Below are 24,654 nucleotides of genomic sequence, written 5' to 3' on the forward strand. Positions count from 1 at the left end.
TGAAGGCCACTGGCAAGACCCACCGGGGCAAGGACAGCCTTGGCCGCCCATTTGCCGCCAATGCCCGCGACGTGGCCACATGGCGCAAGTCCAACGAGGCCAGCATCAGCGAGACCGCACGGCACTTCAGCATCTCCCCAGCGACCGTAAAACGATACTGTGCTGCGCGTGACTAGCCGAAGACACCATCAGTGCTTCTACTTCGACCGAGTAACGGACGATTTGAGACGGTTAGTTTGTCGATGAAACAAACCTAGCGTAAACCTCCTGTTGGAAACCACTGTGATGTCGAGGGGGTCGAACTTTGAACCGCTACTGGGCGCTCATCAATGTGTTTGCTCTAGCGGCTTGCCAGCAGAGCAATGAGACCAATGGCCGCACTGTCGGCTTCGTTGAAGACCCTGAGAGATGCAACGAGACTTGGGTGGCTTTACTGGATCAGGAGCGAAGCAGGGTCCTCAATGAGGAAGATTATTGGCCGGAAATGGTCGTCCTAGACGCGGAGTTTGGGGGTGATGCCGAGTTGGCATCCCGATATATGGTGGCGCGGGGTTGGTCTGGGGTTGCAATGCCCCCACGTGACCAGTCCGACACCATGTATTTTCTACCCGGGGTCACTTTCAATATATCGGGCGAGGTGGCTAGTGTAACTCATGGGGACCTTCTTACACCGTGTAAGGCGTCTTGGGTTTCTGGGGTCCCATTCACTAGAGTTATCCGGCGGTACTCTGGGGAGAACGGGGGTATCGCTTATGAGGTTGAGGCTCGTTAATCTGTCTCCCCCCACCTTTGCTCTTAGACGCAACCCTTACGCGCCTATTCCAAAAGCCGCTTTATCTGCGGCCCCCGCGCGCTAAGACATTAGCATGACACCCCAGCAGTTTATCGCCAAGTGGCGCGACGCCGAACTGAATGAGCGCGCCGCCTCGCAGAGCCACTTCAACGATCTGTGTGCATTGCTGGGGGTGGACGACCCTATTTCTGCTGACCCCAAGGGTGAGTGGTATGCCTTCGAGAAGGGGGCGACCAAGACGAGTGGCGGCGAAGGCTGGGCCGACGTGTGGCGCAAGGGCTGCTTCGCGTGGGAGTACAAGGGGAAGAAGAAGGACTTGGACAAAGCCTTCGCCCAGCTCCAGCAGTACGCCATCGCGCTGGAGAACCCACCGCTCCTGATCGTGTCCGACATGGACCGCTTCCGCATCCACACCAACTGGACCAACACCGTCCAGGTGGTGCACGAGTTCGCACTCGACGACCTGAACGATGGGGCCACGCGCGACCTCCTGCGTAGCGCCTTCGAAGAACCCGAGCGCCTCCGCCCTTCAAAGACCCGCCAAATGCTCACCGAAGAGGCGGCGGAGGAGTTCTCCCAGCTCGCCCAGCGCCTACGCGACAGGGGACACGACGGACCCGCCGTGGCCCACTTCGTCAACCGGCTGGTCTTCTGCATGTTCGCCGAGGACGTTGGCCTCCTGCCAGGTCATATGTTTTCGGAGATGCTGAAAGCCAGCCGCTCGCAGCCCGAGACGTTCGCCGACCATGCCGCCACTCTATTCGCCGCGATGAAATCCGGTGGGCTGGTCGGCTTCACTAAGGTGGAGTGGTTCAACGGCGGCCTGTTCGACGACGATACCGCCCTGCCGCTCGACCGGGACGACATCGCCCTCCTGATCGCCGCCGCCAAGCTGGACTGGTCCGAGGTGGACCCCTCAATCCTCGGCACCCTGTTCGAACGCGGGCTGGACCCTGACAAGCGCAGCCAGCTCGGGGCGCACTATACCGACCGCGACAAGATCATGCAGATCGTGGAGCCGGTCATCATCCGGCCCCTGTCCGATGAATGGGCGGCAATCCGGTCGGAGATTGAGGAGTTGGTGTCGAGCGCCCCGCAGCAGACCGCTGACAAGCTCCTGCGTGGCTCCGAGTTGGGGAAGCGGACCAAGGCTCTCGACAAGGCTCAGGAGCTACTCAGGGGCTTCGTGGAGCGCCTCCGGACGTTCCGGGTACTTGACCCGGCGTGTGGTTCCGGAAACTTCCTGTATCTGTCCCTGCTCGCCCTCAAGGACTTGGAGCATCGCGCCAACCTTGAGGCTGAGGCGCTGGGCTGTACGCGCGAGTTCCCGGCAGTCGGCCCCGAGTGCGTGCTCGGGATCGAGCTGAACCCCTATGCGGCAGAGCTGGCCCGCGTCTCGGTGTGGATTGGTGAAATCCAGTGGATGCGCCGCAACGGCTTCGAGGCCGCCCGCAATCCCATCCTCCGCAGCCTCGGCAACATAGAGTGCCGGGATGCTGTGTTGGACGAGGAGACGGGCGAGCGCGCCCGCTGGCCCGAGGCCAATGTGGTGGTCGGCAATCCTCCATTTCTCGGGGACCGCAAGATCGTCCCCGAACTCGGGATAGAATACGCGACAAGGCTGCGTGCAGCTTACATGGGCTGTGTACCTGGCGGAGCGGACCTCGTTTGTTACTGGTTTGCGAGGGCATGGAAGATGATTAGCGACAGATCCCTTGAACGCGCCGGATTGGTCGCCACCAACTCGATCCGAGGCGGTGCCAACCGCGAGGTACTCAAACCCATTGCTGCGTCGGGTCGTATCTTTGAGGCCCTGAGCGATGAGGACTGGACCGTGGAAGGAGCCGCCGTACGTGTGTCCTTGATTTGCTTCGAGGCATCTGGCGGTAGTGGCGCAGTTCTCAACGGAAGGAACGTCCCGGAAATCTACAGCGATCTTACTGGTGGTCTCGATAGCGTCGACCTGACTTCCGCCGCACGACTGCCCAAGAACAGCGGTGTGGCCTACCAAGGGGTGATAAGTTACGGACCATTCCAAATAGAGGCGAGCGAAGCCCGGGAGTTGCTCCAGCTTCCCCGCAACCCTGACGGGTCCTCCAACCACGAGGTAGTCAAACCTTGGGTCAATGGACAAGACATTACGCGCCGACCCTCCAACAGATGGATCATCGCATTTTCGGACGAGGCAGCAGCATCGGACGCTTCCTTGTACGAAGGTCCATGGAGCATAGTCGAACAGCGGGTCCGCCCTTACCGCGCTCAGCGAGATAATGAGGTCCTAAACCGGTATTGGTGGCGTCTCTGGCGCAGTCGACCTGAAATGAGTGAGGCCGTGGTCAACCTGCACCGTCAAATCATTACACCCCGGGTTTCCAAGCATCGCCTGTTCGTGTGGCGAGAGGCAACGGTTATCGCGGACAGTGCGACGGTTGCCATTGCCCGGGACGACGATACGACTTTCGGCATCCTCCACAGCTACTTCCATGAACTCTGGGCGCTAAGGATGGGTACATTCATGGGGGCTGGCAACGACCCTCGTTACACTCCATCATCGACGTTCGAGACCTTCCCCTTCCCACAGGGTTTAACCCCCGACATCCCAGCCGCCGACTATGCCGATGATCCCCGCGCCGTGGCCATCGCCACCGCAGCGGCCCGTCTCGATGAGCTGCGCGAGAACTGGCTAAACCCGCCCGACCTGATTGAGCGTGTCCCCGAGGTTGTCCCCGGCTACCCCGACCGTATCATCCCCAAGGACGAGACCGCCGCCAAGGAGCTGAAGAAGCGCACCCTCACCAACCTGTACAACAAGCGCCCCGCATGGCTCGACCACGCCCACCGCGCCTTGGATGAGGCTGTGGCCGATGCCTACGGCTGGGGCGACGATTGGCGCGCTGGCACGCTCACCGACGACGAAATCCTAGCCCGCCTGTTCCAACTCAATCAGGAGCGAGCGGCCCGTTAGGTGCATCTGCCTCCGCAGCTTCCCCTCCCCGTCCAGCAAGATCAGAGCAGCCCGCGTGTGACAAAGCTAACCATAACCAACACTGACCCTGACAACCCCGATGATGAGCGTGTCATCGAAGAGCTGGGCCTGGAACTCCCCGCCGATGCACCCCAGACAGTGCCAGCCGCGTTCGCAGACGCAATCCTTACGGCTTCAGAAAATGCGCCGGAGGAGGCACCGCCGCTACCAGTCCATGCCGCAGCCCAAGCCTTCCTGAAGTCGGAGCACGAAAGGATCAGCAAGCAACTCAAAGAACAATACGGGTTGAACATGGGGGGTGGCTCGCCGTGGGCCTACAAGCCCAAGCCCAAGGACGCATACAACCTCTGGAAGCGGGCGGTGCCATTGTTCAAAGAGCTGCCACAGTCCTTGGATTGGTCGGTGATCCAACTCGCCGCGCATCTCGACAAAACCGAAGCCAACTTCGATGTCACCCGGGACATGATGTATGACCAGCTCAACGGGTACGCTGTGAAGGACCTACGCCGCGCTTTGGAGAAGCTCGGTGTGCGATTTGAGCTGAGACTGCCAGTGACCATCGCATCGCTTCGGCAGCAGTTCATCGAGAGAAGGGACGCCCTTCAGGGGAAGGCCGAAGAGCAGTTCAAAGGAGAGTTCGTGATCCGTGGAAACAAGGTCTGGATCAACGGGAACTCGTACGCGATCCAGCGAGCGCCCAACGGAGCAAGGCGCGTCCGCTACGGGTCTAACGGCTGGCTCAACGTTGAGGCGTTGAAGGATTTTTGCACACGGTAGCGGCACAGTCGGTGTCCTGTTGTATTTATATACAGAGGCACAGAATACCAATCGACCCTGTCGGCGATTTGATACCGTCTGAAGAAAGGCCGCCCTTTCTCGCGCTCCATCTGTCTCGTTTTCGCCTGCTACTCGCCGGATATATCGCGCCGTCCGTTACGGCGGCGCTCTGCGACTAGGTAGGCCATGCCCCCGCCTAGGGCCATCACGGGAAGCGTGTTGAAGGGGGTATCGAGGAACCAGCCAAAAATGACTGCTGCGAATACCCCCAGCCCGACCGGGACCTCCCAGCGTCCCCACCACCCGGACCCCAAAATCACGAGCCCCAGGACTGTCATCATCAGTTCCATATATTGCCCCGCCTCCCGGTGCAGAAGCTAGCCGCAAGGCTATCGAGGGCTAATGGAAAGGGAAGGTCCCCCATTACCATGTCAGGCTCCTCGCTGCTTCCCGGAGATAGTCCGGGTGATACCTCGCATAGACCCGCACGGTGACGTTAATGTCCCTGTGCCCCAGGTAGGAGGCAATCTCCGCCATAGGCACCCTATCCTCGGCCATCCACACCGCGGCAGTGTGCCGCAGCATGTGAGGGTGGAGAGATACCCCACTGCGCCTCGCGGCAGCAGCAAAGCCCTTCTTAATGTCTTTGCAGGGTGCCCCATTGTGTTCGATTATGTACTCGGTCGTGCGCCCTAGGTGGGCCTCGCAAAGGGCGGGCATAATCACGTCGTTGAGTGGCACGGTGGCGCGGTACTTGCTGTTCTGCCTCCGGCCCTCGGGGTTCAGGTTCAGGATACGGCGGGTGAAGTCCACCTGCTCCCACTTCGCTTCCAGCAAGGCTGTCTTGCGGCCACCCGTTGTCACCCCAAGCATGGCGAACAGCTTGATGTGCGGGGTAGCGCATCCATCGAGAAAGCGGCGAAACTCGTCCTTGGTCACATGCCCCACGCTCGTCTCGGGCATGGCGGGCAGCTTGATCGGCGGGGCGGCAGGGATATGCCGCTCACCCACCGCCCAGTTACAGGCAGTGCGAATAAGGGACAGCTCGTGGCGCATTGTGTTGATCGCACGGTTGCGCCAGGCGAGGTAGTCCTTGCTCACCTTGGCGTCGATCAGGTCAGGCCGCAGGTCGGCCCAGTATCTCTTACAGGCGGCCCAGCACTCCCGTTTGCGGCCCTCCTGCTTCTCGCCATTGAGACTATCGAGGTACGTCTCGACGATGTCCCCAATAGTACCGAAGCCACGCTCTTGCAGCCTTGAGGCTTCCCAGCGGGCGCGAGCATCGGCCCTGGCCGTTTGGAGGTCGGTCGTCCCCAGCGATATGCGGGTCCGCGTTCCATGAGGATTACGGGCAATCAGGCAATAGGACCAATAGCGAGTGCCATCGGCACGGGTCCGGGTGAGTTTTCCAATCGTGTAGGGTTCAGACATCAGCAGTCTCCTCCAAAGTCCGCCAGCGGCGGAGGGATTGGACGAGGGCCAGCAACGGCGCAGGTTCAGATGAACCCAAGGAGCGCCGGTACTTTCCGAGCTAAACTACTGGAGAAAATGGGGCGACCGACGGGATTTGAACCCGCGACCTCCGGTACCACAAACCGGCGCTCTAACCAACTGAGCTACGATCGCCACAACGAACAGGCACACATGCCGAGGCCCGGCCTGTTAGGGGTCTGCGCCGGTCGGTCAAGCCGCATTCGGCGCGGGCGCTGGCCTGTTGCACAAGTCGCGCCGCGTGCAAAGTGAAAAGTGCTTGTGGGGGCGTTACACGCAATAAAATTTCGCGGCTTGAACGGCGATATGGCGCGGCTAAACAATGCGCGCATGACGACTCCGGGCGAAACATCTGCCGAGATTCTCACGCGCCACCCGCGCGTGCGCCGCGTGCCCTCCCCGCGGCTGACGTTGCTCGACTGCCCGCGTTTCCTGCCGCCCGAACTGTGCGAAAGCCTGATCAAGCTGATCGACAAGGATCGGCGCCCTTCCACCATCGCCGATGCCAATGGCGACGACTATTTTCGCACCAGCGAGACGTGCGATCTCGACGCGAAGGAGGCCGCGGTGAAGGAGCTGGAGGAGATGCTGTTCGAACTCAACGGCATCGATCCGGCCCACGGTGAGCCGGTGCAGGGCCAGCGCTATGCCGTGGGGCAGGAATTCAAGCCGCACACCGACTATTTCGAGCCGCAGGGGCCGGACTTCACCAAGTTCTGCAGCGTCGCGGGCAATCGCACCTGGACCTTCATGGTCTATCTCAACGAAGTCGAGGCGGGCGGCGGCACGCGCTTCAAGGTAATCGGCAAGACCTTCCAGCCCGAGACCGGAAAGCTGGTGTGTTGGGACAACCACCGGCCCGACGGCAGTCTGAACGCCGCCACGCTTCATCACGGCATGAAAGTGCGCAAGGGCGTGAAATACGTGATCACCAAGTGGTATCGCGAAAAGCACTGGGGGTGATGAAATGACCGAATCACGAGAAGGCGGCTGCCATTGCGGCACGGTGCGGTTCACCGTCGATCTGCCCGAAGAGCCGACGATCCGCCGCTGCAACTGCACGATCTGCGCGATGAAGGGCGTCGTCATGCTCGACGTTCCGCTTGCCGCGCTGGAAATCACGAAGGGCGAGGATGCGTTGACGCTCTACACCTTCGGTTCGGGCGAGGCGAAGCATCGCTTCTGCTCGAAGTGCGGCATTCACCCGTTCCACCAGACCCGTTCGGATCCCGACAAGTACGGCGTCAACGTCGCCTGCATCGACGGGATGACGATCTACGATTTTGCCGAGGTGCCGGTGTTCGACGGGCAGAACCACCCGATGGACACCGGCGAGTCCGTCTATCTGGGCGTGATGCGGTACGAAAAGTCCGAACGCTGAATCGAAAAGGGCGGCCCGCCTGGACCGCCCTTCCCTGATTTCGCCACGCTTTCGTGGAAGACGCTTACTTCTTCTTCAGCGACAGACCACCAAAACGCTTATTGAACTGGGCCACTCGGCCGCCATCCTGAAGACGCTGCGGGCCGCCGGTCCACGCCGGGTGGCTGGTGGGGTCGATTTCGAGGTTCATCGTATCGCCCTCGCTGCCCCAGGTGGAGCGCGTCTGGAATTCGGTGCCATCGGTCATCTTGACCGTGATCATGTGGTAATCGGGATGTAAGTCGGCCTTCATGGCATTGTGTCCTTTATGGTGTGAGCCGGTTCCGACCGGTTCGCCAATGTCTGGGAAGCGGCGCCTTTATATGCGCGCCGAAATAAAATCAAGCGTCCGCGATCATGGCCGTGATGCTGACCTCGCAAGTCACCTTGCCCTCCACGCTGGCCTTGCAGTCGAACTTGCAGACCTTGCTGCGCTGCTGGGTGAAGGTGCTCTCCAGCGTCAGCAGGCAACCCGGGGTTACCGGTGCGCGGAACTTCGCGTTCTCGATGGCCATGAAATAGACGAGCTTGCCCGTTCCGGCCAGTTCCAGCGTCTCGATCCCGAGGATGCCGCTGGCCTGCGCCAGCGCCTCGATCTGCAACACGCCAGGCATGATCGGGCGTCCGGGGAAATGTCCCTGGAAGAACTGCTCGTTCATGGTCACGCCCTTGATGGCGGTGATGCTCTCGCCCTTGGCGAGATGCGTCACGCGGTCGACCAGCAACAGCGGATAGCGATGCGGCAGGGCCTCGAGAATACGGACGACGTCGTAGTCTTGCGTTTCGCTCATGGCCCTGCCCCATTCTCGTCTTGTCTTAGCGTCCGGTAGTCGCCGGCTGCTGTGCCGGAGCGGCAGCCTGCGCCGCGGCGGCAGCTTCCTGCTGCGCGCGCAGTTCGGCAGGCAGCCAGCCCTCGGGCGGAACGATCTGCGCGGACGGGATCAGCGTGTTGAGCTGGGCCAGCACGGCCTCGTTCAGATTGTGGCTGGCTTCGGCGTGAAGGATCGTGTCCGGCGTGATCACCAGCGAGACGCCCTGCGCGCGCGCAGCGTTTTCGATAGCGGTGCCCAGCTGTTCGCGGATCTGCTCTTCCACATAGGCCTGGCTCAGCGCGACGGGAGCCAGGATCTGCTGCAGTTCGGCCTGGCCGGTCTGCTGCAGCTGCTGGATCTGCCGCGCCTGCTGCTGCAGCGAAGCCTGATCGGCATTCGGCTGCTGGCGGGCGGTGTCGAAGGCCTGCACCAGCGGGTCGAGCTGCGCCTGCAGGGCGGCACGACGGGTTTCAGCCTGCTGCAACTGCGCGGAATAGGTCGTCTGGCGCTGCTGCTGGGCGGTCTGGTAAGCCGAAGAATTGGCGACCACGGCATTGACGTTGACGAAGGCGACACGCTGGTTCTCCTGCGCCGCTGCGGGAGCGGTGACGGCGGGTGCCATCACGGCCCCGGCGGAGAGAGCGGCAACGAGCGCCGATTTCACGAGAATTTTCATCAGAATTGCGTTCCTACGTTGAAGGAAAAGGTTTTGGTTTCGTCCCCGCGCTCCGATAGCACATCGTAAGCCACATCGATCCTGAACGGACCGAATGGGGAGTTCCAGTTCACGCCGATACCGGCCGTGACACGGGGCGACGGGGTATCGCCCACGAATTCCTCGACGAACGGCGGCAGCTGCGTGCCGATCGGATCGTTCAGGCGGCCATCCGGCGCCACCGGGCTGGTGGTGATTTCGGTGCCGATGACCTGGCCGTTGTCGCCCAGGTTGACCTGCGCATAGAGCGAGTTGCCCTCGCCGTCGCGCTGCGGGATGAACAGGCCGTCGGGCAAGGGGCTCTGCGTCAGCTGCGGTGTATCGACTCCGAATACCGAGCCCACATCGACGAAGACCGAGGGGCGCAGGCCGAGTTCGCGCGCGCCGGAACCGAGCGGAATTTCCAGCTCCGCGCGGGCCAGGTAATAGGCTTCACCGCCCAGCGCATCGTCCTGGTTGCGTTCGTCGCCCAGCGGGATGAGGACCTGGTTGCCGTCCTCGTCAGGCTCGTAGAACCGGCGCACAACGCGCGGGCCCACGCCGCGAATGTCGAAGCCGCGGATCTGCCCTTCACCCAGGAAGAACCGGTCGGTCAGCAGCACGTCGTCGCCAAGGCCGTTGATGTAGCCGCCCTCGAGGCGAAGCGAACCGACGAAACCCGATCCCAGCGGCCAGTACTTCGCGGCGTTGATGCGGGTGCGGATGTAGCGCGTATCGCCGCCGGCACCGGCAAACTGCACGGTGGCCGATACGTTCTCGCCGCGCGTCGGGCGCACCCGGCTGTCGAGAGAGCTGTAGTTCAGCGAAAGGCCGAGGATCGACTGCAGGCGATCGCCCAGGGCGTCGCACAGGTAACGACCGGCCAGCAGCGGTTCGCACTGCGCCACGCCGTCGCCGTCGAAGTCGGCGAAGAACTGTTCCTCGGCCACGGTCACCTGCTGATAGTTCAGCGTGTAGCTTCCCAGCAGGCTCATGTACTCGGTCAGCGGAACGCCGACACGCAGCGAGATACCGGTGGTCGTCTGCTCGTAGGTCGCGCTGTCGCGGTCGAAGTAGCCGTTGTTGTAATCCTGGCGGTAGATGTCGAAGCCGAGCGCGATGTCGCGGTCGAACACCTTGGGCTCGGTGAAGCTGACGTTGGCGGAGCGCGAATAACGCGAATAGTTGACGCCGAGGCCGATGGTCTGGCCACGCCCGCGGAAGTTGTTCTGCCGGATCGAGCCGTTGAAAATGAAGCTTTCCAGCGAGGAGAAGCCGGCCGAAAGCGAAAGCTCGCCCGTCGGTTCTTCCTGCACGTTGGCCTGCAGGATGATGCGGTCCGGGCTGGATCCCTCGACCTGCTCGACCTCGAAATTCTCTTGGAAATAGCCCAGCGAGTTGATGCGCGCCGACGAACGGGCGACCTGCAGCGAACTGAAGGCGTCACCTTCCGCGAGACGGAACTCGCGGCGAATCACCTTGTCCTGCGTCAGCGTGTTGCCGTTGATCTCGATCGCCTCGACGTAAACACGCGGGGCGTCGGACACGGTGAAGGTCACATCCATGGTGCGATCTTCGGGGTTGCGGTTGATGCGCGGATCGACGTCGGCGAAGGCATAGCCGAACGCGCCGGCCGTCTCGGTCAGGCCCTCGATCGTCTGGTCGACCTGCTCCGCGTTGTACCAGTCGCCCGGTTCCATGGAGAGGCCGGCGGAAAGCTGTTCGCTGGTGAAGTCGCGCAGCTGGCTGACAACCTCGACATCGCCGAACTTGTAGCGCTCGCCCTCTTCCACCACGTAGGTGATGATGAAGTCGCGCTTGTCCGGGGTGAGCTCCGCAACCGCGGAAACCACGCGGAAATCGGCATAGCCTTCGGTCAGGTAGAACTGGCGCAGCTTCTGCTGGTCGAACGCCAGGCGATCGGGATCGTAGCTGGTGTTGGAGCTGAAGATGGCCAGCAGGCTGTCTTCGCGCGTCACCATCTCGTCCTTCAGGTCGCCGTCGGAGAACATCTCGTTGCCGATGATGTTGATCTGGCGGACCTTGGACTTGGGACCTTCGGAAATCTCGAAGATCACGTCGACGCGGTTCTGGTCGAGCATGACCATCTGCGGTTCGACCGTGGCGGCAAAGCGGCCCTGCCGCTTGTAGAGCTCGATGATGCGGGCAACGTCGGCGCGCACACGGCTGCGGGTGAAGATCTGGCGCGGCGAAAGGTTGATCTCGGGCAGGATCTTCTCGTTGTCGATCCGGCGGTTGCCCTCCAGGATGACCCGGTTGATGATCGGGTTTTCCTCGACGGTGATCACCACCGCGCCCGTGCTCTCGTTGAAGGCGATCTGGTAGTCGGCGAACAGTTCGGTGTTCGCCAGGTCCAGCAGGGCCTGGTCGGCTGCTGCAGCGGTATAGGTCATGCCCGGGCGCAGCTGGATGTAGGAGACGATCGTTTCGGGCTCCAGGCGCTGCGCGCCGGAAACCGCGATGGTGCGGATCACCTCGCCCTGCTCCTCCTGAGCGGGCGCGGGGGTCGGCGTCGGCTGGGGGGCAGGCGTTGCCGCCTCCTCCGACTGGGCCTCGGCCGCGGGCGGCGTCTGCGCGTCGCCATCCTGGGCCAGCGCATGCACCGGCAATCCTGCAAGCATGGTGCAACCGAGCAGGGCTGCAGCGTAATGCTGGGAAATTATCGTCCTGGCCTTGGAACCCATTATCCGTCCACTCTTGTCGACACCGGCGCATCGGAGAAACAGGGAACCCTCAACCCGCTCCCCCTAGCGGGCGTCAGCCTTCCGGTTTCTCGCGCGAAAAGCGCCCTTGCCCGATGCCAGACTGGCAATCAAGCGCAGTTGCCTTGAATCACGCCGAAAGTGCCTTCCTTTCCCCACTTAAGCCCGTCTGGCCGGGCTAGCTGCCGAATATCGGCAACTTGGCGATATCGATCACAGTCACGAAGAGCATCAGCGCCAGCACGAAAGCCATGCCGGTACGAAACGCCCATTCCTGACTGCGCGGGCTGGCTGGCTTACGGCGGACCGCTTCGACCGCATAGAAAGCCAGGTGCCCGCCGTCGAGCGCGGGGATTGGCAGGAGGTTGATGAATGCCAAATTAAGTGAAATCAGCGCGGCGAAGCTGGCAAATTCCAGCCAGCCGAGGCTGAGTTGTTCGCCCGACACCTTGGCGATGGTGACGGGGCCGCCCAGTTCCTTGACGGAGCGGTCGCCGGCGAAGATCTGCCCGATCCCGGTCAGCATCATGTCGACGGTTTCGACGCACTGCTGCCAGGCAAGACCGATGGCCGATATGGGACCGACCGGTTCGAAAACACGTTCGCTCGGGCGGCCTTCCACGCCGATGCGGCCGATGACCGTGGCATTGCCGAACTGGTCGGTAACCTCGATGCGGTCGGTCGTGATGGGGACGGTGAAGGTCCTGCCGTCCCGCTCCACGCCGATGTCCAGCTCACTGTCGGGATAGAGCATGATGGACCGCGCGACCTGGCGGAAATCATCCATCGGTTCGCCCTCGACCGATACGATGCGATCGCCGATCTCGAGCCCGGCATCGCGCGCAGGCGAATCCTCGGCGAAAGCGGCGATGACCGTTTCCTCGGCCGGATCGCTGGCAACGGGGTTGCCGAAGATCATGAAGAACGCAGCGAATATGCCAAGGGCGACGATGACGTTGGCCACCGGCCCTGCCGCCACGATCAGCGCGCGCTGCCACAGCGGCGCGTTCTGGAAATCACCCTCGCGGGCAGGCTTGTCGGGATCGGGCTGGCTGGCCGGGTTCATGTCGCCCTGGAACTGCACGTAGCCGCCCAGGGGCAGCGCCGAGAGCTTCCAGCGCGTGCCGCGCCTGTCGGTAAAGCCGGCAAGTTCCTTGCCGAAGCCGACGGAGAAGGCTTCCGCCCCCACGCCGAACATGCGTCCGACGAGATAGTGCCCCAGTTCGTGAAGCACGACCAGCGGGCCGAGCATCAGCAGGAAGCCGAGAATGTACAACCAGAAGGGCGGGCTTTCGAACATGGGTCAGGCAATCTCCAGCATCTCTCCCGCGCGTGCCCTCGCCTCGGCATCGACGGCGAGCACGTCGTCGAGCGTTTGTGGCGCAGGGGGCGCGTAATTGTCGAGGGTTCTGGCAGATATTGCCGAAATTTGCGTGAACTTTACCTGACCGGCGAGGAAGGCCGCCACGGCCACCTCGTTCGCGGCGTTGAGGACGGCAGGCGCGCCGCCGCCCGCATGGGCCGCCTCGCGGGCCAGCCTGGTTGCCGGAAAACGCTCCTCGTCGGGCGCGAAAAAACTGAGTTCCCCGATGGTTGCCAGGTCGAGCGGCTTGCAGGCCGTGTCCATGCGCTGCGGCCAGGCCAGCGTGGAGGCGATCGGTACGCGCATGTCGCTGGGGCCAAGCTGGGCCAGCGTGGAGCCGTCGCGATATTCCACCATGGAATGGATCACGCTTTGCGGGTGGACGATGATGCGCAGGCGATCCAGCCCCACCGGGAACAGGTGGAAGGCCTCGATGAATTCCAGCCCCTTGTTCATCATGGTGGCGGAATCGACGCTGATCTTCGCTCCCATGTCCCAGTTGGGATGGGCGACGGCCTGTGAAGGTGTCGCAGCCTCCAGCTCGGCCATGCTCTTCGTGCGGAACGGACCGCCGCTGGCGGTCAGCGTGATCCAGCGCACGTCGGCAAGGTCGTTGCCCTGCAGACACTGGAAAATCGCGTTGTGCTCGCTGTCGACCGGCAGGAGCGTGGTGCCGTGCTGGGCGACGCGTGCCGTCATCACCTCGCCCGCCGAAACCAGCGCTTCCTTGTTGGCAAGGGCGACGGTGTTGCCCTGCTCTATCGCGCGCATCGTGGGCGCAAGGCCCGCGCAGCCGACGATGGCGGCGACGGTAATGTCGACCGGCCGCGCGGCGGCATCGCACAGCGCCTGCTGGCCTCCAGCGGCCTTCACCTTGCTGCCGGATAGGTGCTGCCTGAGTTCGGGCAGACAGGCCTCGTCACCCACCACCGCGATTTGGGCGTCGAATTCGATGGCGAGTTTGACCAGCTTCTCCGCCGAGCAATTGGCGCTGAGGGCAACGACGTTCCAGTTATCGCGATCGTTGCGGATGAGATCGAGCGTGGAATCACCGATGGAGCCTGTTGCGCCCAAAATGGAAATGGAGCGGGTCATGCTGAAAAGGTGTAGCCCGCGATACCGAGAATGAACAGCACAGCAAGTAGGCCATCCACGCGGTCGAAAAGGCCACCGTGGCCGGGAATAAGCTTGCCGGAGTCCTTCATCCCCGCCTTGCGCTTCATCCAGCTCTCGAAGAAGTCACCCGCTTGGGCAACGATGGCGACGAGCGCTCCTCCGATCACAGCCCATAACAAGATGGTTTCCGGCAGACCGATACGGATGATACCGGAACACGGTCCGTCAAACTGAAAAAATCCAGGTGGCAGCTCAGCGGGGGGATAAAACACCCGACAAAGTCCGTTGTCCCACGCGATAGGAAAGCTCGCGAGCATCGCCGCAGCACCCACCATTCCACCGAACAGCCCGGCCCAAGTTTTTGACGGACTTATCCGCGGGGCGATTTTCGGACCGCCAATCGTCCGCCCAGCGAAGTATGCTCCGATATCGGTAGCAATTACGGCTCCGAGGATCATCAGAACGGACCCCACGCCTTCGAACTGTCCGTGCACCGCAAACAGAGAGAAAGCGGCGATAGAAACATACGTAATGCCTGCCAGCATCCATAGTATTCGACTAGAAATCGAATCTGCGAAACGAAAGACGAGTCCCCGCCACTCCCAGAGCACGCCAAGCGCAACGAGCACACAGAAAACGGCCCACAACCAACCCCCCGCCCACAGCGCAGCCCCAGCCAAGGCAACCATCACCACCGCACTCGCCGCGCGCTTTGGCAAGTCGCTCGTGCGCACCGACAGCGGTACAGTGACGGCTTTCTTGGCATAGCGCTTTATCCTGTCGCGCCTGCGCTCCGGCGGAAGGTCGTCAACGTCCTCCATAGCGGCGCTCCCTCCTCGCGAATTCTTCGCAGGCTTCGCGCAAGTGATCCTCGCCGAAATCGGGCCAGAGCACGTCCATGAAGAGCATCTCAGCGTAGGCCGATTGCCACAGCAGGAAGTTCGACAACCGCACTTCGCCGCTGGTGCGGATCAGCAGGTCGAGCGGCGGCAGCTCGGCGGTGTAGAGATGGCGGTCGATCGCCTCGGGCGTAACCTCGCCCTCCTCCGCCGCCAGCCGCGCGGCGCGGGCGATTTCCTGCTGCGCGCCGTAGTTAAGCGCCACCGCCAGCGTGCGATCACCGTCCTTTGTGCGCTCCAGCGCATCTTCGAGCCGTTCGACAATATCGGGCGCGAAAGCCTTGTAATCGCCGATGATCTTCAGACGCACGCGGCGCTCTACCATGTCGTCCAGGTTCGCTTCGATGAACCTGCGCATCAGGTTCATAAGGTCGGAAATCTCGCCTTCCTCGCGCTTCCAATTCTCGCTGGAGAAGGCGTAGAGCGTCAGGCATTCCAGCCCCAGCTTCTCAGCCGCCTGCACAGTGCGGCGCACGGCTTCGCCGCCGGCCTTGTGGCCCAGCGCGCGCGGCATGGCGCGTTTTTTCGCCCAGCGGCCATTGCCATCCATGATGATGGCGACATGGCGGGGGAAGGTGGAATTGGTCATCAGAGAATAGACCGGGTGTCCTGAGCCTGTCGAAGGGCCGCTCCTGTTCCCGCTACGCCCTTTCCGAGAAAAGGCAGCCCCTCGGCAGGCTCGGGGCAGGCGGAGACAGGAGGGCAGCCCCCAACCGTCACTGCGACAGGATTTCCTGCACCTTCTTCTCCACCGCGGCATCGGTGTCGGCGACGTGCTTGTCGGTCATCTTCTGGACCTCGTCCTCCAGTCGCTTGCGCTCGTCCTCGGAGATTTCCTTCTTCTTCTCGTCTTCCTTCAGCGCCTCGTTCGCGTCGCGGCGAACGTTGCGGATGGCGATCTTGGCCTTCTCGCCGTATTCGCCAGCCAGCTTGGCCAGTTCCTTGCGACGTTCCTCGTTGAGGTCGGGCATGGGCAGGCGCACGTTCTGGCCGTCGGTCATCGGGTTGAGGCCGAGGTTGGCCTTGGTGATGCCCTTCTCCACCGCGTTCACGTTGGCCTTGTCCCACACCTGCACGCTCAGCATGCGCGGTTCGGGCGCGGAGACGGTGGCAACCTGGTTCAGCGGCATCATCGAGCCGTAGACTTCCACCACCACCGGATCGAGCAGCGAGGTGTTGGCGCGCCCCGTGCGCAGGCCGGAAAGGTCCCCCTTCAGGCTTTCGACGGCACCGTCCATGCGGCGCTCGATATCGGCCTTGTCATACTTCATCTTCAGTCATCCTTCCTGACAATCGTCTGTACGCCCTCGCCCGCCAGCACGCGTGCGACATTGCCCTTTTCGCGGATCGAGAAGACCACGATGGGAATGTCGTTCTCGCGGCACAGCGCGACGGCGGCAGCATCCATCACCTTGAGGTTATCACTCAAAACCTTCGAATAGCTAATCGTTTCATGGCGCTGCGCATCGGGGAAGCGCTTGGGGTCCTTGTTGTAGACCCCGTCCACGCTGGTGCCTTTCAGCAGCGCATCGCAGTTCATTTCCGCCGCCCGCAGCGCGGCGCCGGTATCGGTGGTAAAGAACGGATTGCCCGTTCCGGCGGCGAAAATCACGATCCGCCCCTTCTGCAGGTGCCGTTCCGCCCTGCGGCGGATGTAGGGTTCGCATACGGCGGCCATGGGAATGGCGCTCTGCACGCGGGTCTGCACGCCCAGCTTTTCCAGCGCCGCCTGCATGGCCAGCGCGTTCATCACCGTCGCCAGCATGCCCATGTAATCGCCGGTGGTGCGGTCCAGCCCCTTGGCCGCGCCGGCCATGCCGCGAAAGATGTTGCCGCCGCCGATGACGAGGCAGATCTCGAGACCGGTTTCCTTGGCCGCCTTCACCTCTTCCGCCAGCCGCGCCACATATTCGGGATCGATGCCGAATTCGTGTTCCCCCATCAGCACTTCGCCCGAAAGTTTCAGCAAGATGCGCTTTGAGTTCGGCAGCAGCATGGGTGGATTAATCCTCTGGGCAAGCGGGGTTTGCGGGCTTCTAGAGCGAGCGGGCGAAACTGCCAAGGGTTCCCGCCTTGGTTTTGCCAGGGCTTGAGTTCCCTCGGAATGTCGCTCGAAGCATCAGCCAGGGGGCCCGTGAAGCCGTTGCCGAGCGGACCATTCTATCGGATGGGCCGCGCCCTTAGCTTCGCAGCGGCTCTTTTCCATCGTCGGTTTTCGCCGCTTTGCCATCCAGATCGCTTTCGCGCGCGCTGTCGGACAAGTGTCAAGCAGATGGCGAGATATTCGCGCTATTTATCAGGCAGATAGCAAAACGGCGAAGTTGACAGTGTCAACTTCGCCGCCTTGTTTGCGATTCGTTGTGAAAGAGACGATCAGCCGCCGACGGCAGCCGCGACTTCCGCCGCGAAATCGCTTTCTTCCTTCTCGATGCCTTCGCCCAGCTGGAAGCGGACATAGTCCTTCAGGACGATCTGCGTCCCGGCTTCCTTGCCGGCCTGGGCCACGACGTCGGCGATCGGCGTCTTGTTGTCGATCACGTAGATCTGGCTCAGCAGCGCGTTTTCCTTGGCGTACTTCTTCACCGCGCCTTCGACCATCTTTTCCTGGACGTTTTCGGGCTTGCCGCTTTCGGCAGCCTTTTCGGCCGCGACCTTGCGCTCACGCTCGATCACCTCGGGGTCGAGGCTGTCGGCATCGAGCGCCTGCGGGAAGGCAGCGGCGATGTGCATGGCGAGCTGCTTGCCGAGCGGCTCCAGCACATCGGCACCGGCATCGCTTTCCAGCGCCACGAGGACGCCGATCTTGCCCAGGTTGGGCGCCTGCGCGTTGTGCATGTAGGGCACGACGATGCCGTTGGCGACATTCACCGTCTGCATGCGGCGCACCTGCTGGTTCTCGCCGATGGTCGCGACGTTGTCGGTCAGCTTGTCGCCCACGGTGCCGCCGTCGGGATAGGATGCGGCCTTCAGCGCTTCCACGTCGTCGCTGTCCATGCCCAGGGCCACCTGCGTGGTCTTGCGCACGAAATCCTGGAACTTCTCGTTCTTGGCAACGAAGTCGGTCTCCGAGTTCACTTCGACGGCAGTGCCCTTGGTGCCTTCGACGGCAACGCCGACCAGGCCCTCTGCCGCGGTGCGGCTGGACTTCTTCTGGGCGGTGGCCAGGCCCTTGGCGCGCAGCGCGTCGATCGCGGCTTCGATATCGCCGTCGGAAGCTTCGAGCGCCTTCTTGGCGTCCATCATGCCCGCGCCGGTCTTCTCGCGCAGGGCTTTCACGTCGGATGCGGAAAATGCAGCCATGTCGGTATTCCTTCAGGTTAGGTCGGGTGCCGGTTCACCAACGGGGGGAATTGGTGAACCGGCCCCTTGTGCTGTGAATGTGACGCGCGGCTTACGTGCCGCGCATCGCATGCAAGGATCAGGCGTCGGCCTTGCTTTCCTCGGCGGGCGCTTCCTCTGCCGGGGTTTCGGCAACGGCGGCCTCTTCCGGGGGAACGTCCATGGCACCGATGTCGGCGCCGGAGTCCACGACGCCTTCATTCTGGCCGGTGCTGGCGGCCTTGGCCACGGCATCGCAATAGAGGCGCACGGCGCGGCTGGCGTCGTCGTTGCCGGGGATCGGGAAGGCGATGCCGGTCGGATCGACATTGGTATCGAGCACGCCGATCACCGGGATGCCGAGCACTCCGGCTTCCTTGATGGCGAGGTCTTCCTTGTTGGCGTCGATCACGAACATCACGTCAGGGATGCCGCCCATGTCGCGGATGCCGCCGAGCGAAAGCTCAAGCTTGTCGCGCTCGCGCGTCAGCTGCAGGACTTCCTTCTTGGTCAGCAGATGGGTGTCGCCGGCCAGCTGCTCTTCCAGCGTCTTCAGGCGCTTGATCGACTGGCTGATCGTCTTCCAGTTGGTGAGCATGCCGCCCAGCCAGCGGTGGTTGACGAAGTGCTGGCCGCACGAACGCGCGGCTTCGGCGATCGGCTCCTGCGCCTGGCGCTTGGTGCCGACGAACAGCACCTTGCCACCTGCGCGAACGGTGCTGGAAACGAAGTCCAGCGCGCGCGCCATCAGCGGCACGGTCTGCGACAGGTCGATGATGTGAACACCGTTGCGGCTGCCGAAGATGTACGGCTTCATCCGCGGGTTCCAGCGGTGGGTCTGGTGGCCGAAGTGTGCGCCGGCCTCGATCAATTGCTGCATGGTGACGGTAGGAGCCGCCATAGATAATTCCTTTCCGGTTAAGCCTCTGGAAGACGGGGAACCGGCCTGTTGCGATAACGCGCGAGGCGGCACCGGTATGTCAGTGCCTTCCATGTGGATTTTGCCATCGCCAGCGGAAACGGGAATCGTTCCTGCCCTTCAGGCGGTCGCGCCACTAACGGATGTAGGGCGGGAAATCCACCCCAAAAACGCAGAGCGATCCGTAAGGGCGGAACACATCCGGAACAAAAAGCGCTTGACGGACTGGAACGAAAGTGGAACACGGAACGCAACAGGAACAAACGCGGAGTTTGAAGACATGACTGTAGCGATAGCGATTTCGGTGTTCTTCGGTTTCGTGGCCGCGGCTGCGTTGATCTCCTGCCACGCGTCGATCCGCCGCGGCGTGATCCGCTGGAAAGAGATCCGTGCGGAACTGGCCGCTATCGATCGCGGTCCCGTGAAGGCGACGGTTCCGCTTCGCCGTCCGAAAGAGGCTTTCGTGCTGCTGGCGGCGTAACCGCCAGGTCTGTTTCCTCGGTATTCATTGCGGCACCTGCGGCGCGCCGCTCCCGCTTCACCTTGGCATAGCCGCTGACCGCCCACGCGATCAGCACCATGTAGACCACACCGATCAGCACCAGCGTCCACCAGGTCTCGATCAGCAGACCGCCCACCAGCAAGCCCGCCAGCGCAATGAAGATCAGCTTGAAGTCGCCCGACGGACGCAGCGACTTCCAGCTTGGCGTCGCCATGTTGGAGACCATGAGCAGGGCGACCAGCATGATCCAGGGGCCCACCAGCCAGGCTTCGCGGAAGATCGGCTCACCCGTTGCCAGCCACAGATACATCGGCATGAAGGCAAAGCCCGCGCCCATCGGCGCCGGGACGCCGGTGAGATATCCGGCGGACTTGTGAGGCTGATCGTCGACATCGATCTGCGCGTTGAAGCGGGCAAGTCGCAGCGCACAGCAGATCGCATAGGCCAGCGCAGCCAGCCAGCCGAAGCGCGGCGCATCAACGAGGGCCCAGAGATAGAGGACCAGCGCGGGGGCGATGCCGAAGCTGGCGGAATCGGACAGGCTGTCGAGCTCGGCACCGAAGCGCGATTGCGCCTTCAGAAGCCGGGCGATACGTCCGTCCATCGCATCCAGCACGCCTGCCAGTATCATGGCGAACACCGATTGCGGCCACTGCCCGCCAATGGCGAAAAGTATGCTGGTCAGGCCCGAACAAAGCGCAGCCGCCGTGATCGCGTTGGGCAACACCGCTCGCAGCGACAGACCCGGGCCCGCGCGTGAACGCGTCACGCGCTCGTGTTCGCTCGCCTTCGGGCCAAGCCATGCGGGCCCCGCAGTGGCAGTTTCGGTATCGTCGAAGTCGTCTTGCTCGTCATCAGGGCTTGTCATCACTGATTAACACCCTCGAGAAGCCCCATCGTTCCAATTTCGGCCAGCACCGTCTCTCCCGCAACAACCCTTTGACCCAGCAGGACCTTCGGCTCCGTACCCGCAGGCAGGTAGACATCCACCCGGCTACCGAAGCGGATCAGGCCCACGCGCTGCCCTGCGGCGACGATGTCACCCGGCTTCACGAAGGGGACGATCCTGCGCGCCACCATTCCGGCGATCTGGGTAAAACCGATGCACGTGCCGTCGCCCTGTTCCACCAGGATATGCTGTCGCTCGTTCTCCTCGCTCGCCTTGTCGAGATCGGCGTTCATGAAGGTGCCGGGAATGTAGACGACCCGCTTCACGGTGCCCGCCACCGGCGCGCGATTGATGTGCACGTCGAACACCGACAGGAAGATCGAGATGCGCGTGACAGGGACAGCTCCGAGGCCGCGTCCCTCCTGCTCATCGTCGCGTTGCAGTTCGGCGGGCGGAAGGACCTGCGTGATCAGCGAAACCTGGCCATCGGCGGGCGAGACTATCAGCCGCTCGCCCTGCGGCACGACTCGCTCCGGATCGCGGAAGAAGGCGAAGACGCCAACCGAAAGGAACAGCAGGGGCCAGCCCAGCAATTCCCAGTCGAGGATCAGCAGGATGGCCAGCGCGATACCCATGGCGATCATGCCGAACTTGCGGCCTTCCGGATGGATCGTCGGAAGGCTCCACTCCGCATCGCCGCGACCGCGATTGTCTCTCAGTTCACCAGCCATATCCGGAGTCTATGCGCTCCGATCACGGCGGACAAGCGAAACGGGCCGCTGTCCCCCGCCTATTCCGCAGAGAAGTCGAACGGCATTCCGCTGTCGCGAAACCGGCTGGGTATCAACTCGCGGCCCAGCGGTGGGGCGGATCGCGCGATGCAGCGGGGGCGATGGCACAGGCGGCAGGCTACCCCGATCGGCGTCGGTTCGCTGGCCTTCACGGCCTCCCTGTATACGAGCCGGTCGACGTGGTCCGCCGAACAGGCCAGCGCCACTGCGCGCAGCACGCTGCGTTCGCCGAAGCGCCCTCCCCCGGCGCGCACGGTGCGAGCGATGGAAAGGTATCGCTCTCCATCGGGCAGTTCGATCACCTGCGCATCCACCACGCCCGGGGCGGAAAAAACCTGGTGGATGTTCCATAGCGGGCATGCCCCGCCGTGCCGCGCCAGCGGAAAGCCCGCGCCGTCCAGCCGCTTGGAGACATTGCCTGCCCGGTCCACCCGCAGGAAGAAGAACGGCACCCCCTCCTCGCCCGGCCGCTGGAGCGTGGTGAGCCGGTGTGCCGCCTGCTCGAAACTCACGGAAAAACGCGCGGCCAGGGCCTCGACATCGTAGCGCAGGTCTTCCGCCGCGGTTCGAAAGGCGCGGTAGGGCATCAGCAGGGCAGCCGCCCAGTAGGATTGCAGGGCACGGCGCACGAGGCGGGCAGTGTCCTCGCCGGAGAAGCGGCCCTCGGCCAGAAGCGCGTCGATGGCTTCCCCCTGATCCATGATGGCGAGTTGCAGGGCCGCCTGGAACCGGCGCCCGGAATGGTCGAGCCGTTCGGAAATGTGGACCCGGCGGCGGTGATAGTCGTGCCAGCGCATCCCGCCGCGCAGCAGGCCATCGTCTGCCAGTCGCAGATCGAGACCATGCTTCTCGGCGATATGGTCCCGCATGGCCTCGAAACTGCCCAGCGTTCGCGCCGCTTCGCCGGCGCTGTCGTCCAGCGTGGGGAAGCAGTTCCGCCGCGCAGCCAGGAAGGCGCGCGCCTCGGCCACCGGGTCGCTCGCGGACTGGGATGGTTCGCCCAGCCGCACCTCGCGCCTAGCGGCCAGCGCCAGCTGATCCTCCCCGAATGCCGTGTAGAGACGCAGCAGCGCCTCGGCCATGCCGGGGTAGCTCGTGGCGATGTCCTCGATATCGAGCGGTTCGATGGCGATATCGGCGAACAGCTGGTCGCGCAGGGCCGACTGGAGGCGGGCAACGGTCTCGTCGGCGTCTCCGTCGGCGAGATCGGCCACGTCGATGCGGTAGGTGGTCGCCAGCTTCAGCAGCATTTCCGCCGTCACCGGCCGCTGATTGCGCTCCATCAGCGCGATGTAGCTGGCGGAAATGTCCAGATCGGATGCCATGTTCGCCTGGGTCAGCCCCAGTTCGCGGCGCAGTTTCTTGAGGCGCGGCCCCAGGTAAAGTGTCTTTGCGGCCATCGCCGGTCCTCGTCGAAGTGTCGAACTTTACAACTTTACATGCAAATCCTGTAAAGTTCGACAACATTACAACGAATCGCACGAAACTTCCTCGATCAGGTGTCAGAAGCGCAGGCGAGAAACCCGCTTCCAAGGACCGACTAAACATGACCTATTTCGAGGAAATCCATCGCCAGTCCGCCATCAAGCACCGCAATGGCGCCACGTGGAAAGGCATCGACCCCGAATTCGCCGCGCGCCTGCGGATGCAGAACCGCTTCCAGACCGGGCTGGAGATAGCTCGCCACACCGCGAAGGTGATGCGTGCGGACATGGCTGCCTACGATGCCGACCCCGCTGCCTACACGCAGTCGCTGGGTTGCTGGCACGGGTTCATCGGCCAGCAGAAGATGATTTCCATCAAGAAGCACTTCGGCACCACCAAGGGCCGTTACCTCTACCTTTCGGGCTGGATGGTCGCCGCACTGCGCAGCGAGTTCGGCCCCCTTCCCGATCAGTCGATGCACGAGAAGACCAGCGTGCCCGCGCTGATCGAGGAACTGTACACTTTCCTCCGCCAGGCCGATGCCCGCGAACTCGGCGGCCTGTTCCGCCAACTGGACCGGGCACGCGAGAGCGGCGACGAGGCCGCTGCCGCGACGGCGCAAAAGGCAATCGACAGCCACGAAACGCACGTCGTGCCGATCATTGCCGACATAGATGCAGGCTTCGGCAATGCCGAGGCGACCTACCTGCTCGCCCGCAAGATGATCGAGGCCGGTGCCTGCGCGTTGCAGATCGAGAACCAGGTGTCCGACGAGAAGCAGTGCGGTCACCAGGATGGCAAGGTCACCGTTCCGCACGAGGACTTCCTGCAGAAAATCCGCGCCATTCGGTATGCCTTCATCGAGCTCGGCGTGCCCGATGGCATCATCGTCGCCCGCACCGACTCGCTGGGTGCAGGCCTTACCAAGCAGATCGCCTACAGCCGTGAGCCCGGCGACCTGGGCGACCAGTACAACCGCTTCCTCGATTGCGAGCCCGTGGAAGGGGTCGGCCAAAAGGGCGACGTGCTGCTGAACCGCGATGGCCTGCTGGTGCGTCCGAAGCGTCTGCCGTCCAATCTCTTCCAGTTCCGTTCCGGAAGCGGAGAGGACCGCGTCGTACTAGACTGCATCACCGCCTTGCAGAACGGCGCCGACCTGCTGTGGATCGAGACCGAGAAGCCTCATGTCGAGCAGATCGCAGGCATGGTGGACCGCATCCGCGAGGTCTGCCCCAACGCCAAGCTGGTCTACAACAATTCGCCCAGCTTCAACTGGACGCTTAACTTCCGCCAGCAGGTCTATGACGCCTGGGAAGCCGAAGGCCGCGACCTGTCGATGTTCGAGCGGGACCAGCTGATGAGCCAGCACTACGACGACAGCGACCTGGCCATCGAGGCAGACGAGAAGATCCGCACCTTCCAGCGCGATGCAGCGAAGCGGGCGGGCGTGTTCCACCACCTGATCACCCTGCCGACCTATCACACGGCGGCGCTCAGCACCGACAACCTCGCCAGGCGCTACTTCGGCGAGGAAGGCATGCTTGGCTACGTCAAGCAGGTCCAGCGCGAGGAGATCCGCCAGGGCATTGCCTGCGTGAAGCACCAGAACATGGCCGGATCCGATATCGGCGATGACCACAAGGAAGCCTTCGCCGGCGAAGCGGCCCTGAAAGCGGGCGGCACCAACAACACCATGAACCAGTTTGCGGCCTAGGTCCGCGCAAAGCGAAGAAGGA

General features: G+C 62.9%; 22 protein-coding genes and 1 tRNA gene. 5 read left to right on the forward strand and 18 right to left on the reverse strand.

Annotation, left to right across the window (positions count from 1 at the left end):
• The first annotated feature begins 866 nt into the window (after positions 1-866).
• Positions 867-3,758 carry a class I SAM-dependent DNA methyltransferase gene (locus AAA989_RS00005; RefSeq protein ID WP_338240341.1) on the forward strand — a complete coding sequence of 964 codons (2,892 nt, stop codon included), beginning with the start codon at positions 867-869 and terminating at the stop codon, positions 3,756-3,758.
• A 57-nt stretch (positions 3,759-3,815) separates the two neighbouring features.
• Positions 3,816-4,556 (forward strand): hypothetical protein, encoded by a 741-nt coding sequence (locus tag AAA989_RS00010; RefSeq protein ID WP_338240342.1) that lies wholly within the window; start codon positions 3,816-3,818, stop codon positions 4,554-4,556.
• 128 nt (positions 4,557-4,684) lie between these two features.
• On the opposite strand, the gene AAA989_RS00015 is transcribed toward AAA989_RS00010, so the two are convergent.
• From AAA989_RS00015 to AAA989_RS00025, 3 genes are all read right to left on the reverse strand, one after another.
• On the reverse strand, positions 4,685-4,906 hold the full coding sequence (locus AAA989_RS00015) for a hypothetical protein (protein ID WP_338240343.1): 222 nt from the start codon (positions 4,904-4,906) through the stop codon (positions 4,685-4,687).
• Between the two features lie 73 nt (positions 4,907-4,979).
• Positions 4,980-5,987, reverse strand: coding sequence for a tyrosine-type recombinase/integrase (locus AAA989_RS00020; RefSeq protein ID WP_338240344.1), 1,008 nt, complete (start codon positions 5,985-5,987; stop codon positions 4,980-4,982).
• Positions 5,988-6,105: 118 nt separating this feature from the next.
• Positions 6,106-6,182 (reverse strand) — tRNA-His (locus AAA989_RS00025).
• Between the two features lie 195 nt (positions 6,183-6,377).
• Between AAA989_RS00025 and AAA989_RS00030 the strand changes: the two genes are divergently transcribed.
• A complete protein-coding gene (locus AAA989_RS00030) occupies positions 6,378-7,010 on the forward strand; it encodes a prolyl hydroxylase family protein (RefSeq protein WP_338240345.1) in 633 nt (210 codons plus the stop codon).
• Positions 7,011-7,014: 4 nt separating this feature from the next.
• The gene (locus AAA989_RS00035; protein ID WP_338240346.1) at positions 7,015-7,428 is read left to right on the forward strand and encodes a GFA family protein; all 414 of its coding nucleotides are present in this window, start codon (positions 7,015-7,017) and stop codon (positions 7,426-7,428) included.
• 64 nt (positions 7,429-7,492) lie between these two features.
• On the opposite strand, the gene rpmE is transcribed toward AAA989_RS00035, so the two are convergent.
• From rpmE to AAA989_RS00110, 15 genes are all read right to left on the reverse strand, one after another.
• Positions 7,493-7,720 carry a 50S ribosomal protein L31 gene (gene rpmE / locus AAA989_RS00040; protein WP_338240347.1) on the reverse strand — a complete coding sequence of 76 codons (228 nt, stop codon included), beginning with the start codon at positions 7,718-7,720 and terminating at the stop codon, positions 7,493-7,495.
• Positions 7,721-7,808: 88 nt separating this feature from the next.
• On the reverse strand, positions 7,809-8,258 hold the full coding sequence (gene fabZ, locus AAA989_RS00045) for a 3-hydroxyacyl-ACP dehydratase FabZ (RefSeq protein WP_338240348.1): 450 nt from the start codon (positions 8,256-8,258) through the stop codon (positions 7,809-7,811).
• A gap of 25 nt (positions 8,259-8,283) precedes the next feature.
• Positions 8,284-8,955: an OmpH family outer membrane protein gene (locus AAA989_RS00050; protein ID WP_338240349.1), complete on the reverse strand. Its 672-nt coding sequence runs from the start codon at positions 8,953-8,955 to the stop codon at positions 8,284-8,286.
• Positions 8,955-11,678 (reverse strand): outer membrane protein assembly factor BamA, encoded by a 2,724-nt coding sequence (bamA, locus tag AAA989_RS00055; RefSeq protein WP_338240350.1) that lies wholly within the window; start codon positions 11,676-11,678, stop codon positions 8,955-8,957. Before bamA ends, AAA989_RS00050 begins: the two co-directional genes overlap by 1 nt.
• Positions 11,679-11,874: 196 nt before the next feature.
• The gene (gene rseP / locus AAA989_RS00060; RefSeq protein WP_338240351.1) at positions 11,875-12,996 is read right to left on the reverse strand and encodes an RIP metalloprotease RseP; all 1,122 of its coding nucleotides are present in this window, start codon (positions 12,994-12,996) and stop codon (positions 11,875-11,877) included.
• Positions 12,997-12,999: 3 nt separating this feature from the next.
• Positions 13,000-14,154, reverse strand: a complete 1,155-nt coding sequence (locus AAA989_RS00065) for a 1-deoxy-D-xylulose-5-phosphate reductoisomerase (RefSeq protein WP_338240352.1) — start codon at positions 14,152-14,154, stop codon at positions 13,000-13,002.
• Positions 14,151-14,996: a phosphatidate cytidylyltransferase gene (locus AAA989_RS00070; RefSeq protein ID WP_338240354.1), complete on the reverse strand. Its 846-nt coding sequence runs from the start codon at positions 14,994-14,996 to the stop codon at positions 14,151-14,153. Before AAA989_RS00070 ends, AAA989_RS00065 begins: the two co-directional genes overlap by 4 nt.
• Entirely contained in the window at positions 14,983-15,663 is a 681-nt protein-coding gene (gene uppS, locus AAA989_RS00075) for a polyprenyl diphosphate synthase (protein ID WP_338240356.1), read from the reverse strand. Before uppS ends, AAA989_RS00070 begins: the two co-directional genes overlap by 14 nt.
• Before the next feature lie 127 nt (positions 15,664-15,790).
• The gene (gene frr, locus AAA989_RS00080; RefSeq protein WP_338240357.1) at positions 15,791-16,345 is read right to left on the reverse strand and encodes a ribosome recycling factor; all 555 of its coding nucleotides are present in this window, start codon (positions 16,343-16,345) and stop codon (positions 15,791-15,793) included.
• Between the two features lie 2 nt (positions 16,346-16,347).
• Positions 16,348-17,070 carry a UMP kinase gene (pyrH, locus tag AAA989_RS00085; RefSeq protein WP_338240358.1) on the reverse strand — a complete coding sequence of 241 codons (723 nt, stop codon included), beginning with the start codon at positions 17,068-17,070 and terminating at the stop codon, positions 16,348-16,350.
• A gap of 377 nt (positions 17,071-17,447) precedes the next feature.
• Positions 17,448-18,374 carry a translation elongation factor Ts gene (tsf, locus tag AAA989_RS00090; protein WP_338240359.1) on the reverse strand — a complete coding sequence of 309 codons (927 nt, stop codon included), beginning with the start codon at positions 18,372-18,374 and terminating at the stop codon, positions 17,448-17,450.
• A gap of 118 nt (positions 18,375-18,492) precedes the next feature.
• Entirely contained in the window at positions 18,493-19,293 is an 801-nt protein-coding gene (rpsB, locus tag AAA989_RS00095) for a 30S ribosomal protein S2 (protein WP_338240360.1), read from the reverse strand.
• Between the two features lie 422 nt (positions 19,294-19,715).
• Positions 19,716-20,681: a CDP-alcohol phosphatidyltransferase family protein gene (locus AAA989_RS00100; RefSeq protein WP_338240361.1), complete on the reverse strand. Its 966-nt coding sequence runs from the start codon at positions 20,679-20,681 to the stop codon at positions 19,716-19,718.
• Positions 20,681-21,433: a phosphatidylserine decarboxylase gene (locus AAA989_RS00105; protein WP_338240362.1), complete on the reverse strand. Its 753-nt coding sequence runs from the start codon at positions 21,431-21,433 to the stop codon at positions 20,681-20,683. Before AAA989_RS00105 ends, AAA989_RS00100 begins: the two co-directional genes overlap by 1 nt.
• Positions 21,434-21,492: 59 nt before the next feature.
• Complete coding sequence (locus AAA989_RS00110) at positions 21,493-22,893, reverse strand: helix-turn-helix domain-containing protein (RefSeq protein ID WP_338240363.1); 1,401 nt, start codon at positions 22,891-22,893, stop codon at positions 21,493-21,495.
• A gap of 146 nt (positions 22,894-23,039) precedes the next feature.
• On the opposite strand from AAA989_RS00110, the gene AAA989_RS00115 reads away from it, so the two are divergent.
• Positions 23,040-24,632 carry an isocitrate lyase gene (locus AAA989_RS00115; RefSeq protein WP_338240364.1) on the forward strand — a complete coding sequence of 531 codons (1,593 nt, stop codon included), beginning with the start codon at positions 23,040-23,042 and terminating at the stop codon, positions 24,630-24,632.
• Positions 24,633-24,654: the final 22 nt, after the last annotated feature.

It is taken from the genome of Aurantiacibacter hainanensis (assembly GCF_036321025.1).
GTDB classification, from domain to species: domain Bacteria; phylum Pseudomonadota; class Alphaproteobacteria; order Sphingomonadales; family Sphingomonadaceae; genus Alteraurantiacibacter; species Alteraurantiacibacter hainanensis.